The sequence below is a fragment of the Citrobacter sp. Ce129 genome (assembly GCF_030334545.1).
Classification (GTDB): Bacteria; Pseudomonadota; Gammaproteobacteria; order Enterobacterales; family Enterobacteriaceae; genus Citrobacter; species Citrobacter europaeus.
In genome coordinates this window covers 619,072-632,909 of record NZ_JAOWDS010000065.1, presented here as the reverse complement: position 1 = coordinate 632,909, position 13,838 = coordinate 619,072, and the positions used below count along the sequence as shown (strand labels likewise).

General features: G+C 52.7%; 14 protein-coding genes and 1 other annotated feature. Of the genes, 8 read left to right on the top strand and 6 right to left on the bottom strand.

Features of this window, described 5'->3' with window-relative positions:
* Position 1 precedes the first annotated feature (1 nt).
* The 3 genes from trpD to trpL form a co-directional block, all read right to left on the bottom strand.
* The gene (trpD, locus tag OGV77_RS16895; protein ID WP_003020639.1) at positions 2–1,597 is read right to left on the bottom strand and encodes a bifunctional anthranilate synthase glutamate amidotransferase component TrpG/anthranilate phosphoribosyltransferase TrpD; all 1,596 of its coding nucleotides are present in this window, start codon (positions 1,595–1,597) and stop codon (positions 2–4) included.
* Entirely contained in the window at positions 1,597–3,159 is a 1,563-nt protein-coding gene (locus tag OGV77_RS16890; RefSeq protein WP_087050486.1) for an anthranilate synthase component 1, read from the bottom strand. Before OGV77_RS16890 ends, trpD begins: the two co-directional genes overlap by 1 nt.
* Before the next feature lie 23 nt (positions 3,160–3,182).
* Positions 3,183–3,277 (bottom strand) — a sequence feature (Trp leader region).
* Positions 3,254–3,298 carry a trp operon leader peptide gene (gene trpL / locus OGV77_RS16885; protein WP_191229385.1) on the bottom strand — a complete coding sequence of 15 codons (45 nt, stop codon included), beginning with the start codon at positions 3,296–3,298 and terminating at the stop codon, positions 3,254–3,256. (Overlaps the previous feature by 24 nt.)
* Positions 3,299–3,433: 135 nt before the next feature.
* On the opposite strand from trpL, the gene rnm reads away from it, so the two are divergent.
* The 3 genes from rnm to rluB all read left to right on the top strand — a co-directional run bounded on the left by rnm (position 3,434) and on the right by rluB (position 5,905).
* Positions 3,434–4,312: an RNase RNM gene (gene rnm, locus OGV77_RS16880; protein ID WP_043016143.1), complete on the top strand. Its 879-nt coding sequence runs from the start codon at positions 3,434–3,436 to the stop codon at positions 4,310–4,312.
* Positions 4,309–4,929: an L-threonylcarbamoyladenylate synthase gene (locus tag OGV77_RS16875; protein ID WP_003020628.1), complete on the top strand. Its 621-nt coding sequence runs from the start codon at positions 4,309–4,311 to the stop codon at positions 4,927–4,929. The genes rnm and OGV77_RS16875 overlap by 4 nt, the downstream gene beginning before the upstream one ends.
* Positions 4,930–5,029: 100 nt before the next feature.
* Positions 5,030–5,905 carry a 23S rRNA pseudouridine(2605) synthase RluB gene (gene rluB, locus OGV77_RS16870; RefSeq protein WP_003020625.1) on the top strand — a complete coding sequence of 292 codons (876 nt, stop codon included), beginning with the start codon at positions 5,030–5,032 and terminating at the stop codon, positions 5,903–5,905.
* An 82-nt stretch (positions 5,906–5,987) separates the two neighbouring features.
* Here the strand turns inward: rluB and cobO are convergent, their stop codons facing one another.
* The gene (gene cobO, locus OGV77_RS16865; protein WP_043016144.1) at positions 5,988–6,578 is read right to left on the bottom strand and encodes a cob(I)yrinic acid a,c-diamide adenosyltransferase; all 591 of its coding nucleotides are present in this window, start codon (positions 6,576–6,578) and stop codon (positions 5,988–5,990) included.
* Positions 6,575–7,336: a YciK family oxidoreductase gene (locus OGV77_RS16860; protein WP_043016145.1), complete on the bottom strand. Its 762-nt coding sequence runs from the start codon at positions 7,334–7,336 to the stop codon at positions 6,575–6,577. Before OGV77_RS16860 ends, cobO begins: the two co-directional genes overlap by 4 nt.
* A gap of 220 nt (positions 7,337–7,556) precedes the next feature.
* Between OGV77_RS16860 and sohB the strand changes: the two genes are divergently transcribed.
* Positions 7,557–8,603 (top strand): protease SohB, encoded by a 1,047-nt coding sequence (gene sohB, locus OGV77_RS16855; RefSeq protein ID WP_043016146.1) that lies wholly within the window; start codon positions 7,557–7,559, stop codon positions 8,601–8,603.
* A gap of 53 nt (positions 8,604–8,656) precedes the next feature.
* Here the strand turns inward: sohB and OGV77_RS16850 are convergent, their stop codons facing one another.
* Positions 8,657–8,908: a YciN family protein gene (locus OGV77_RS16850; protein WP_087050488.1), complete on the bottom strand. Its 252-nt coding sequence runs from the start codon at positions 8,906–8,908 to the stop codon at positions 8,657–8,659.
* A 398-nt stretch (positions 8,909–9,306) separates the two neighbouring features.
* On the opposite strand from OGV77_RS16850, the gene topA reads away from it, so the two are divergent.
* From topA to OGV77_RS16830, 4 genes are all read left to right on the top strand, one after another.
* Positions 9,307–11,904, top strand: a complete 2,598-nt coding sequence (topA, locus tag OGV77_RS16845) for a type I DNA topoisomerase (RefSeq protein ID WP_043016148.1) — start codon at positions 9,307–9,309, stop codon at positions 11,902–11,904.
* Positions 11,905–12,112: 208 nt separating this feature from the next.
* Positions 12,113–13,087 carry an HTH-type transcriptional regulator CysB gene (gene cysB / locus OGV77_RS16840; RefSeq protein ID WP_043016149.1) on the top strand — a complete coding sequence of 325 codons (975 nt, stop codon included), beginning with the start codon at positions 12,113–12,115 and terminating at the stop codon, positions 13,085–13,087.
* Positions 13,088–13,379: 292 nt separating this feature from the next.
* A complete protein-coding gene (locus OGV77_RS16835; RefSeq protein ID WP_008784933.1) occupies positions 13,380–13,541 on the top strand; it encodes a YmiA family putative membrane protein in 162 nt (53 codons plus the stop codon).
* A gap of 3 nt (positions 13,542–13,544) precedes the next feature.
* Complete coding sequence (locus tag OGV77_RS16830) at positions 13,545–13,715, top strand: YciX family protein (RefSeq protein WP_167373449.1); 171 nt, start codon at positions 13,545–13,547, stop codon at positions 13,713–13,715.
* The last annotated feature ends 123 nt before the right edge of the window (positions 13,716–13,838 follow it).

The window sequence follows — 13,838 nt, the reverse complement described above, 5'->3', positions numbered from 1 at the left end:
TTTACCCTCTTGCTGCCAGTGCAGTGACGCGGTCATAGGCCGCACCGCTGCGCAGTACATTAATCACGGTTTGCGCATTGGCTTTTAAATCTTCTTCACCGTGCAGGCGCATTAACATGGCGACATTTGCGGCAACAGCAGCTTCATGAGCGGCTTCACCTTTACCTTGTAACAAGCGACTAAGAATGTCACGGTTTTCTTCCGGCGTGCCGCCAGCCAGCTGTTCCTGGTGGTATGGCGTCAGGCCAAAGTCTTCCGCCGTCAGTTGATAACTCTTGATTTCGCCATCGTGCAGCTCTGCCACAATGGTCGGCGCATGCAATGAAACCTCATCCATGCCGCCACTGTGCACTACGGCTGCCCGCTGATATCCCAATACGCGCAGCGTTTCGGCAATCGGCAGCACCAGTTCCGGGCTGTATACGCCGATCAGCGCCAGCGGCGGATGCGCCGGGTTAATCAGTGGGCCGAGCACGTTAAAGAGCGTGCGGGTTTTCAACTGTTGGCGTACCGGCATGGCATGGCGAAATCCGGTGTGATATTTCGGCGCAAACAGGAAGCACACCCCGAGGTCGTCAAGCGCCTGACGGGATTTATCGGCGTTCATATCCAGATTGATACCAAATGCCGCTAACAGATCCGAAGAACCCGATTTGCTGGATACGCTGCGGTTGCCGTGTTTGGCGACTTTCAATCCGCAAGCCGCCGCAACAAACGCGCTGGCGGTAGAAATATTGATACTGTTGCTGCCGTCGCCGCCGGTACCGACAATATCGGCAAACAGATAATCAGGACGCGGGAACGGAGCGGCGTTTTCCAGTAGCGCGGTTGCCGCACCGGCAATTTCATTCGGGTGTTCACCACGGATTTTCATGCTCACCAGTGCTGCAGCCAGTTGTTCCGGCTTCAGTTCACCGCGTACCACAGCAGAAAACAGCTGGTGGCTTTCCTGCTGAGACAGCGTCTGAGCCTGATACAGTTTCTCCAGAATGGGTTGCAGCGTATTGGTCTGTTCGAGCTTCTGTTGCGCCCAGGCCAGCGTTTGCTCCAGCAGACGCGCGCCCTGGGTAGTCAGAATGGATTCCGGATGGAACTGGAAGCCGCAGACGCGATCGGTGTCGTGACGCACCGCCATCACCATGCCGTTAAAGTGGGCGTTGATGGTCAATCCGGCGGGCACATTACTGCCAACCAGCGAATGGTAACGCGCCACCGGCAGCGGATTTGCCAGACCGGCGAACATTGCCTGGCCGTCGTGTTCAATGCTGGACGCTTTGCCGTGCAGGATTTCGCCAGCCTGACCGACATAACCACCATAGGCTTCAACAATCGCCTGATGCCCCAGACAAATGCCGATAATTGGCAGTTTGCCGCGCAGGCGGGTTAACAGCTCCGGCATGCAGCCGGCTTCGCTTGGCGCACCAGGACCCGGAGAGAGCATCAGCACCGGGTTTTTCATGGTTGCTAAGCGGTCAATTAACGTCTGGGCCGGAATATGGTTGCGGTAAATCACCACGTTGTGACCGTTAGTGCGCAGCTGATCTGCCAGGTTATAAGTAAAAGAGTCGATATTATCGAGCAGCAGAATGTCAGCCATTAGAAAGTCTCCTGTGCGTGGTGCGCGGTGGCGATAGCACGCAGAACCGCTCGTGCTTTATTACGGGTCTCATCGGCTTCAGACTGTGGAACAGAATCCAGCACAATCCCGGCACCGGCCTGCACGGTGGCAATACCGTCTTCCACGAGAGCAGAACGAATCACAATACAGGTGTCCAGATCGCCATGGGCCGTGAAGTAACCTACCGCGCCGCCATAGCTGCCGCGGCGGCGACCTTCGGCTTCGGCGATAAGCTGCATGGCGCGAACCTTCGGCGCGCCGCTAAGCGTGCCCATGTTCATGCAGGCACGGTAAGCATGCAGCACATCCAGATCGCTACGCAGCTCGCCAACAACCCGGGAAACCAGGTGCATCACGAAGGAGTACCGATCCACTTTGGTGAGGTCTGCAACGTAGCGGCTGCCCGGCGTACAAATGCGCGCCAGGTCGTTACGCGCAAGGTCAACCAGCATCAGGTGCTCGGAAAGCTCTTTATGGTCGGTACGCATCTCCAGCTCAATACGGCTGTCGAGATCGCGGTCAAGCGAACCGTCTGCACGACGACCGCGTGGGCGGGTTCCGGCAATCGGGTAGATTTCAATCTGGCGACTGGTGGCATCGTATTTCAGTGAGCTTTCCGGGGAGGCGCCAAACAGCGTGAAATCGTGGTCCTGCATGAAAAACATGTACGGGCTGGGGTTACTTTTCTTCAGGACATAGTAGGCAGCCAGCGGTGACGGGCAGGGCAGCGAGAAACGGCGGGACGGAACAACCTGGAAAATTTCGCCCGCGCGAATGGCTTTTTGCATCCCACGCACCACGGCGCCAAATTCTTCATCGCTCTGATTGCATTCACAGCGCATCTGCGGGACTTCAGTGACGGGCAGTTGCGGCGCAGGCTCGGTAAGCTGCTGGCTCAACTGCGCCAGTCGGGCGTTGAGTCGCTGTTTTTCTACATCGTCAGGGGTAAATACGCTGGCCTGAATGCGGGTACTTTTCTTCTGGTGGTCGATCACCATTAGCGTTTCAGCCAGATAGAAGCAGTAGTCAGGGCAACGGTTGCCCGCTTCAAGTTGTGGTAACTCTTCAAAACCGGCAACCAGGTCGTAGGAAAACAGACCGCCGAAGAACATGGCTTCACGTTCTTGCACAGGAACATTAACCAGCTCCTGCAATAAACGGAAAGCATCAAATACGGAAAGGGAGCATAAGCGAGCGTCTTCATCAAGCAGCGGGCTGACGGCAGGGAATCGCAGATGACGGCCATTTGGTTGTTGTTCGTTCTCAACGCCAGCTGGCAGAGCGGCATCCAACAGGGGCAACAGCGATGCGCCGTTTGCGGATAATGCCTGAATAGTGACAGTGTCACCGAGAGCGGTAATGCGTAATGCGCTGTCGACCAGCAGCAGGCTTTTCAGATCGTCTTTGCTGTCGATATCGGCAGATTCCAGCAGCAGCGTGGCCGGGCGTGCGCCACACACCTGGTGAAACAGCGCCGTTGGATTTTCACGGTAGGCGGCATCGCAGGCTAGCAGTTCGAGTGTCGGTTTTTGAGTTTGCATCGTTATTCTCATTAATTTTGTTCAAAAAAAAGCCCGCTCATTTGGCGGGCCGGGTATCTGGTTGCATATTGCAGACGTAAGACACTGCCCGAAATCAGGAAGTGCGCCACCAACCGTGCAGAAAAAATGTTGCTTTCATCTCAGATACCTTCTTCATGTGAACTTGCGTACTAGTTAACTAGTTCGATGGAATAAAGTCAACACCTGATTTCAGTATATTTGTCGAAACCGCTATGATGGGCGTGTTAAGACATTTATTGAAACGGGAGCCGCCTTGAGCGACACGAATTACGCAGTGATTTATGACCTGCACAGTCATACTACAGCCTCCGATGGACGATTAACGCCAGAAGCCTTAGTACACCGTGCGGTAGAGATGCGAGTCGGTACACTGGCGATCACCGATCATGACACCACGGCGGGTATTGCGGCGGCAAGAGAAGAAATTTCACGTTCGGGTTTAGCGTTAAATTTGATCCCCGGCGTCGAAATATCAACGGTCTGGGAAAATCATGAGATCCATATAGTGGGTCTGAACATTGATATCGCCCATCCAATGATGCGCGATTTTCTGGCGCAACAAACGGAACGTCGTCAGCAGCGCGCACGCCTGATTGCCGAACGGCTCGATAAAGCGCATATTCCCGGGGCGTGGGAAGGGGCGTTACGTCTTGCTGATGGCGGGGCGGTTACCCGGGGCCATTTTGCGCGTTTTCTGGTGGAATGCGGAAAAGCCACAACCATGGCGGATGTCTTTAAAAAATATCTTGCCCGTGGGAAAACCGGTTACGTTCCGCCACAGTGGTGTACAATAGAACAAGCTATTGATGTCATTCATCATTCTGGCGGTAAGGCAGTTCTGGCTCATCCTGGGCGGTACGATCTTAGCGCTAAGTGGCTGAAAAGACTGGTTGCGCATTTTGCTGAACATCGCGGCGACGCGATGGAAGTGGCACAGTGCCAGCAGTCTCCCAATGAACGCACCCATCTGGCGACGCTTGCGCGTTCGCATCAACTGTGGGCATCGCAAGGGTCTGATTTTCATCTACCCTGTCCATGGATTGAGCTGGGGCGTAAACTCTGGTTGCCCGCAGGCGTAGAAGGCGTCTGGCAACTCTGGGAACAGCCCGAGACCACAGAGAGGAAAGTATGAGCCAGTTTTTTTATATTCATCCCGAAAACCCACAACAGCGACTGATCAATCAGGCCGTTGAAATCGTGCGTAAAGGTGGGGTGATCGTCTATCCAACCGATTCCGGCTATGCGTTGGGCTGCAAAATTGAAGATAAAGGCGCGATGGAGCGCATTTGTCGCATTCGTCACCTGCCGGACGGGCACAACTTTACGCTGATGTGCCGTGACTTGTCTGAACTGTCGACCTATTCGTTTGTCGACAACGTGGCCTTTCGTTTAATTAAAAACAACACGCCGGGCAACTACACCTTCATCCTGAAAGGGACGAAAGAAGTGCCACGTCGACTGTTGCAGGAAAAACGTAAGACCATCGGCCTGCGTGTACCCTCGAATCCCATTGCGCTGGCGTTGCTGGAAGCGCTGGGCGAGCCAATGCTCTCTACGTCGCTGATGCTGCCGGGCAGCGAATTTACCGAGTCAGATCCGGAAGAAATTAAAGATCGCCTGGAGAAACAGGTGGATTTAATTATCCACGGCGGATATCTCGGCCAGCAGCCGACCACGGTCATCGATTTAACCGACGATTCTCCGGTCGTGTTGCGTGAAGGCGTCGGCGACGTTAAACCTTTCTTATAAGGACGCGAACCGCTATACTACGCGGCCTTAAAATGGCGCTGACTGGCGCCGTTGATTCTCCTGTTCGACGCCTGTGAAGGCGACATCTAAAGGAAGCTCTATGAGCGAAAAGTTACAAAAAGTGCTGGCGCGCGCTGGCCACGGTTCTCGCCGTGAAATTGAATCCATAATTGCCGCGGGTCGCGTGAGCGTTGATGGCAAAATTGCCACGCTCGGCGATCGCGTTGAAGTCACTCCGGGTCTGAAAATCCGTATCGACGGTCATCTGATTTCGGTTAAAGAGTCTGCGGAGCAAATCTGCCGCGTTCTGGCCTATTACAAGCCCGAAGGTGAACTGTGTACCCGTAACGACCCGGAAGGTCGTCCAACCGTGTTTGATCGTCTGCCAAAACTGCGCGATGCGCGCTGGATTGCCGTAGGGCGTCTGGACGTGAATACCTGTGGTTTACTGCTCTTTACCACCGATGGTGAACTGGCTAACCGTCTGATGCACCCAAGCCGCGAAGTTGAACGTGAATATGCGGTACGTGTGTTTGGTCAGGTTGATGATGCAAAACTGCGCGATCTGAGCCGTGGCGTGCAGCTGGAAGATGGTCCTGCGGCATTTAAAACGATCAAGTTCAGCGGTGGTGAAGGGATCAACCAGTGGTACAACGTTACGTTGACCGAAGGGCGTAACCGTGAGGTCCGTCGCCTGTGGGAAGCCGTGGGTGTGCAGGTAAGTCGTCTTATCCGTGTCCGTTACGGTGATATCCCGCTGCCGAAAGGCCTGCCGCGTGGCGGCTGGACGGAGCTTGATCTTGCCCAGACCAACTATCTGCGTGAGCTGGTAGAACTGAAGCCGGAAACGACCTCTAAAGTTGCCGTCGAGAAAGATCGTCGCCGTATGAAGGCGAATCAGATCCGTCGTGCGGTGAAGCGCCATTCACAGGTCGGCAGCAGCCGTCGTCCGGGCGGTCGTAGCAACAACGGTTAATCATGACCAGGCCTGATAAGCAAAGCGCCATCAGGCGTTAGCGTGGAGCCGGATGTGGTGCAAACCCTTATCCGGCCTACACTCAATAATCTATTCCTATTTGGGCTTTCACACCCGCTTCAAACGCGTGCTTGACCGGGCGTAGTTCGCTGACCGTATCCGCTAACTCCAGAATATCGCGATGGCATCCACGACCGGTGATAATGACCGTTTGATGGGCAGGGCGCGCGTTTAGGGCATTGATGACCTCTTCAAGCGGCAGGTAGTCGTATGCCACCATATAGGTCAGCTCGTCCAGTATCACCATATCAAGTTCAGCGTCGGCCAGCATCCGCTTGCCGTGTTCCCACACGGCCATACAGGCTGCGGTGTCGGACTCGCGATTTTGCGTTTCCCAGGTAAATCCTGTCGCCATAACCTGAAACTCTACGCCGTGGGGTTCGAGTAAGTTTCGTTCGCCGTTTGGCCACGTACCCTTAATAAATTGCACCACACCGACTTTTTTACCGTGGCCTACCGCACGCGTGGCGGTACCAAACGCAGCGGTGGTTTTACCCTTACCATTTCCGGTGAACACAATAATAATCCCGCGCTCATCCTTCGCTGCGGCAACACGGGCGTCAACCCGGTCTTTTACGCGCTGCTGGCGCTGCTGATAGCGTTCTTCACTCATTGGGCAATTCCTGGTTTACGGCCCGGTTGGGCATCGAAAGTCATACCGGTTTTACGGCGGCTGTCATCGCCCATCAGCCACAGGTAGAGCGGCATAATATCGGCGGGGGTTTTCAATTTGTTCGGATCTTCCGTCGGGAACGCGCTGGCTCGCATACCAGTACGTGTACCGCCTGGATTGATACAGTTTACGCGCAGGTGACGGTTCTGATATTCATCTGCCAGAACCTGCATCATTCCTTCGGTAGCAAATTTGGAGGTAGCATACGCTCCCCAGTTGGCGCGCCCCTGGCGGCCAACGCTTGAAGAAGTAAAGACCAGCGATCCGGCATCGGATTTGAGCAACAACGGCAACAATGCCTGGGTTAGCATAAAGGTGGCGTTGACGTTTACCTGCATCACGTCCTGCCAGACCTGCGGGTTTTGCTCACTCATCGGGCAAATATCGCCGAGCAGACCAGCATTATGCAGTACGCCATCCAGACGCGGGAAATGCGCGGCAATACGCTGAGCGAGCTGGTGGCATTCATCAGAAGTACAGGTGAGCAGATCCAGCGTGAACCAGTGTGGTTGCGTACCGTTTTCATCGGCAATGGTGCGGGCAACCTGACGCAGCTTTTCTTCATTACGCCCTAGCAGAATAACGGTCGCGCCGTAACGCGCATAAGTTTGTGCGGCCTCACGTCCGATGCCGTCGCTGGCACCGGTGACCAGAATAATACGGTCCTGTAGAAGGTCTTGTTTAGGTTGATAATGCACGGCTACTCCTCGGCGACGCCTGGCCATCTCGTTCGCGATAACTTTTGGGCTTTATGCCTTAAACCCTGTTCTTTTTCAATCAGCCAAAGGCAATAACACCGCAAAATGAACGCTTTGTCATGCTTTTTGCTGATTCCTTGCGGGGTGGATGAAACAAGACGGGTTAACAAGGCTGTTGTACACTGAGCGAAAGTAGCGTTGTTTAACCAAGGTGGGTCTCGTGGAATTGTTGTCTGAATATGGGCTGTTTTTGGCAAAAATTGTCACTGTCGTGGTGGCTATTGCGGTGATAGTTATGCTGATCGTCAACGCGACACAACGCAAACGTCAGCGTGGGGAATTGCGGGTTATTAATCTCAGCGATCAATATAAAGAGATGAAAGAAGACCTGTCGCTGGCCCTATTGGATGGGCATCAACAAAAGTTCTGGCATAAGGCGCAGAAAAAGAAACATAAGCAAGAGGCTAAGGCTGCCAAAGCTAAAGCAAAACAGGGAGACAGCACGTCATCTGATAAACCGCGTGTATGGGTACTTGATTTTAAAGGCAGTATGGATGCCCATGAGGTTAGCGCATTACGCGAAGAGGTGACGGCGGTGCTGGCGGTCGTTAAACCTCAGGATCAGGTAGTGGTTCGTCTGGAAAGCCCGGGCGGTGTGGTACACGGCTATGGCCTGGCCGCGTCGCAGTTACAACGCCTGCGCGATAAGCAGATCCCACTGACCGTCACGGTGGATAAAGTCGCTGCGAGCGGCGGATATATGATGGCCTGCGTGGCGGATAAAATTGTCTCTGCGCCGTTTGCCATCGTCGGCTCTATTGGCGTCGTGGCACAGATCCCGAACTTTAACCGCTTCCTGAAAGGGAAAGACATTGATATCGAACTGCACACGGCCGGACAGTATAAGCGTACGCTGACGCTGCTTGGCGAGAACACGGAAGAAGGGCGGCAGAAATTCCGCGAAGACCTGAACGAAACGCATCACCTGTTTAAAGATTTTGTGCAGCGCATGCGTCCGACTCTGGACATTGAGCAGGTAGCCACCGGGGAGCACTGGTTTGGGCAACAGGCGCTGGCAAACGGGCTGGTGGATGAGATTAATACCAGCGATGAGGTGATTCTCAGCCTGATGGAAGGTCGCGAAGTGTTTAACGTACGTTATCTGCAGCGTAAAAAACTGATGGACCGTTTTACCGGCAGTGCGGCCGAGAGCGCCGATCGTTTACTGCTGCGCTGGTGGCAGCGGGGTCAAAAGCCGCTGATGTAAATTGACATTGCCGGATGGCGCGAACATCGTCATCCGGCAAATCATTTCTCGCGTTAATCGATCAAGTGATACTTTTCAGAAAGTACATGCGCCAGGTGTTTAAACATATTAAACACCGCCGTACTTTTGGCCGTTGGTAGCCCTTGCTCGTCTAAAAAGTAATCTCCGCTGAAAACCAGCACGCCATTTCGCTGCGTAACGCCGGTGGCGACAATCCCCGCCAGCGTGTCCTCATGCTCACGAATGATTTTGTTGGCTTCAATCAGCAGTGTTTCGCGATCGATGGGTTGAGTGTCTTTTTGCATTATTTACTCCTTAAACAAGGACATTAGTCTACGCCGAGCCCGGCTTGTGGGCAAATATTCCCTGACTTAAATGAAGGCTTTAGGAGGGGATTGCAACTGGCGAGATTTGTTTTTGCATGCTAATAAAGTTGCGTAACGCATTTTATCAGGTACAGTGTGACGCTTTCGTCAATCTGGCAACAGATTTGCTTGACATTCGACCAATACTCCGTCGTGCTATAGCGTTTGTGAGAAAAAAAGCCTGTTAACTCAGTAACATGAGAGTTACATTACAAGCGCGAATCAGTTTAAGGGGTTGATATCCGCCGACGCAGAGACCATATCGATGTCTCGTCGCCAGTGGAAGGTGAATCAACGTGCGACGCATTCTGGAAGAATCAAATTAGGTAAAGGTGAATATGGGTAAAGCTCTTGTCATCGTTGAGTCCCCGGCAAAAGCCAAAACGATCAACAAGTATCTGGGTAATGACTACGTGGTGAAATCCAGCGTCGGTCATATCCGTGATTTGCCGACCAGTGGCTCAGCAACTAAAAAGAGCGCCGACTCAACCTCCACCAAAACGGCTAAAAAGCCCAAAAAGGATGAACGTGGCGCTCTCGTCAACCGTATGGGTGTTGACCCGTGGCACAACTGGGACGCGCGCTATGAAGTGCTGCCCGGTAAAGAAAAAGTTGTTTCTGAACTGAAGCAACTGGCTGAAAAAGCAGACCACATCTATCTCGCAACCGACCTTGACCGCGAAGGGGAAGCCATTGCGTGGCACCTGCGGGAAGTGATCGGCGGCGATGACACCCGCTACAGCCGCGTGGTGTTTAACGAAATTACCAAAAACGCTATTCGTCAGGCGTTTGAAAAACCGGGCGAACTGAATATCGACCGTGTGAATGCGCAACAGGCGCGCCGCTTTATGGACCGTGTTGTGGGCTATATGGTGTCGCCGTTGCTGTGGAAAAAAATTGCGCGCGGTCTTTCCGCTGGCCGCGTACAGTCGGTTGCTGTGCGTCTGGTGGTTGAGCGTGAACGCGAAATCAAAGCATTCGTTCCAGAAGAGTTCTGGGAGATTGATGCCAGCACGACTACGCCAGGCGGCGACGCGTTACCGCTTCAGGTAACGCATCAGAATGACAAACCGTTCCGCCCGGTCAACCGGGAACAAACGCTTGCCGCCGTTAGCTTGTTGGAAAAAGCGCGCTACAGCGTCCTGGAACGTGAAGATAAGCCGACCAGCAGCAAGCCGGGCGCGCCGTTCATCACCTCCACGCTACAGCAGGCTGCCAGCACGCGTCTGGGCTTCGGCGTGAAGAAAACTATGATGATGGCGCAGCGCTTGTATGAAGCGGGCTACATCACGTATATGCGTACTGACTCAACCAACCTGAGTCAGGATGCGGTGAACATGGTTCGCGAGTACATCGGCGATAATTTTGGCAAAAAGTATCTGCCGGAGAGCGCGAACCAGTACGCCAGCAAAGAAAATTCGCAGGAAGCGCACGAAGCTATCCGTCCTTCTGATGTCGCCGTACAGGCGGAATCGCTGAAAGATATGGAAGCCGATGCGCAGAAACTGTATCAGCTGATCTGGCGCCAGTTTGTTGCCTGTCAGATGACGCCAGCCAAATATGACTCCACCACGCTGACCGTGGGCGCGGGTGATTTCCGTCTGAAGGCGCGTGGCCGTATTCTGCGCTTCGATGGCTGGACCAAAGTAATGCCTGCGCTGCGTAAGGGCGATGAAGATCGCATTTTACCGGCGGTAGATAAAGGCGATACGTTGACGCTTATCGAACTGACGCCAGCGCAACACTTTACCAAACCGCCTGCGCGCTTCAGCGAAGCTTCGCTGGTTAAAGAGCTGGAAAAACGTGGCATTGGTCGCCCATCCACGTATGCGTCGATCATCTCTACGATTCAGGATCGCGGTTATGTTCGCGTTGAGAACCGTCGTTTCTATGCTGAAAAAATGGGTGAAATCGTCACCGATCGTCTGGAAGAAAACTTCCGCGAACTGATGAACTATGATTTTACCGCGCAGATGGAAGACAGTCTCGACCAGGTGGCAAATCACGAAGCCGAATGGAAGGGCGTACTCGACAACTTCTTCACTGATTTTACTCAGCAACTGGATAAAGCCGAGAAAGACCCTGAAGAAGGCGGTATGCGTCCGAACCAGATGGTGCTGACCAGCATTGATTGCCCAACCTGCGGACGCAAGATGGGTATTCGTACCGCCAGTACCGGCGTTTTCCTTGGTTGTTCCGGCTACGCGCTTTCCCCAAAAGAGCGTTGCAAAACCACCATTAACCTGGTGCCGGAAAACGAAGTGCTGAACGTGCTGGAAGGCGACGATGCGGAAACGAACGCGCTGCGCGCCAAACGACGCTGCCAGAAGTGCGGCACGGCGATGGACAGCTACCTTATCGATCCTAAGCGCAAGCTGCATGTATGTGGTAATAACCCTACCTGCGACGGCTATGAGATCGAAGAGGGTGAATTCCGTATCAAGGGTTATGACGGTCCTATCGTTGAGTGCGAGAAATGTGGCTCTGAAATGCACCTGAAAATGGGACGTTTCGGTAAGTACATGGCGTGTACCAACGACGAGTGCAAAAATACCCGTAAGATCCTGCGTAACGGTGAAGTCGCTCCGCCGAAAGAGGATCCGGTTCCGTTGCCAGAACTGCCGTGTGAAAAATCTGACGCGTATTTCGTGTTACGTGATGGTGCTGCGGGTATCTTCCTGGCGGCAAATACGTTCCCGAAATCACGTGAGACCCGTGCGCCGTTAGTGGAAGAGTTGTACCGTTTCCGCGATCGTCTGCCGGAAAAACTGCGCTATCTGGCAGATGCGCCGCAGACCGATCCGGACGGCAACAAGTCCATGGTTCGTTTCAGCCGTAAAACTAAGCAGCAATATGTTGCCGCTGAGAAAGACGGTAAGGCTACCGGCTGGTCCGCGTTCTTCGTTGATGGCAAATGGGTAGAAGGAAAGAAATAACAGCATTCTGGCTGAATTTCTCCTCAAAGGGTCGCGTAAGCGGCCCTTTTTGTTTCTGGCGTATTATTTTTTTTCATCACTATACAGCTCACATAGAAATGATATAGTGGTTATAGTTAACACACTTTTTATTATTAAATCGTATTAGCAGCGCCAACGAGCCTGCTCTGAAACGATGATTTGATGGCGCAAATCGGGATGGCTTAACATGAAATTACAGCAGCTTCGCTACATTGTTGAGGTGGTGAACCACAACCTTAATGTCTCCTCAACCGCGGAAGGGCTTTATACCTCCCAGCCAGGTATCAGTAAGCAAGTTCGCATGCTGGAAGATGAGCTTGGCATCCAGATTTTTGCCCGTAGCGGTAAGCACCTGACCCAGGTTACGCCAGCGGGACAGGAAGTTATTCGTATTGCGCGCGAAGTTTTGTCCAAGGTCGAGGCCATTAAGTCCGTAGCTGGCGAACATACCTGGCCGGACAAAGGCTCATTGTATATCGCTACTACTCACACTCAGGCGCGTTACGCGCTGCCAAACGTGATTAAAGGCTTTATTGAACGTTATCCTCGCGTCTCATTGCATATGCATCAAGGATCGCCGACGCAAATCGCCGAAGCCGTCTCGAAAGGGAATGCAGATTTTGCTATCGCGACGGAAGCTTTGCACCTGTATGACGACCTGGTGATGCTGCCTTGCTACCACTGGAACCGTTCGATTGTCGTTACGCCGGACCATCCGTTGGCGGGCAAATCTTCCGTATCTATTGAGGAACTGGCACAGTATCCGCTGGTGACCTACACCTTTGGATTTACCGGACGTTCGGAGCTGGACACCGCGTTCAATCGTGCCGGACTGGAGCCGCGCATTGTTTTTACCGCGACCGATGCCGATGTCATCAAGACCTATGTCCGTTTGGGTCTCGGCGTGGGGGTCATTGCCAGTATGGCGGTTGATCCTGTGTCCGACCCTGACCTGGTTCGCGTTGATGCGCATGACATTTTCAGCCATAGCACCACCAAAATTGGTTTTCGTCGCAGCACCTTTTTACGCAGTTACATGTATGATTTTATTCAACGTTTCGCACCGCATCTGACGCGTGATGTGGTAGATACGGCGGTGGCGCTGCGTTCCAACGACGATATTGAAGCCATGTTTAAAGATATTAAATTACCTGAGAAATAATAACGACTGTAACCTCGTCGGTATCCTTAAACATAAAGCGATACCGACGACAGAATCTGAACTATTCATTATTTTTCATCTCTATATTAACCGTATATTGTTTATGGTGAAGTCTCACTAAAGTAGTTTCAAATTACTAAGCGCGCCAAAAATCCTTCACAAATATTTATAACCGATCAAACTATTAATTTATTTATCAGGTCGAGCACGAAAATTATCTGGCTTTTTTTCACCTTTTTAATTAGGATTCCTCCTATCTGATGATTAATTGTACCAATTGTTTGGTGCCTAAATGATAAGTGATTTCGATAGTATGAGGTTAGCGATGCCTTCAGGAAACCAGCCAGCACGCCGGGATCCCGCAATGAAACGTAAAGCCTGGTTCGCTGTGTTTCTTGGCTCTGCGATATTCTGGATCATTGTCGCGCTCGTGGCCTGGAATGTGTGGGGGTAGGTGATGTCCACACCGGAACAACGCTCCACCGCAACGCCATCTCCTGACTCTCGTGAACATGAGAGTCAACGCGACGCAGAGAATAAGCCGAATATTCCTGTGACCTGGAAACTCTCTCCTGAACAGCGGGCCTTTATCGATCTGTTTGCTGATGATGATGAACAGAAACAATAATTGATATGTTTTTTATTACTATTATTAGCCCACCGTCTTGTATCTCTACTAATTAATTCCGAACAAGCGCCATCAGCCACGCTAATCCGCGTATTATCGAGTGGCCGTTGTCTGTTACACATT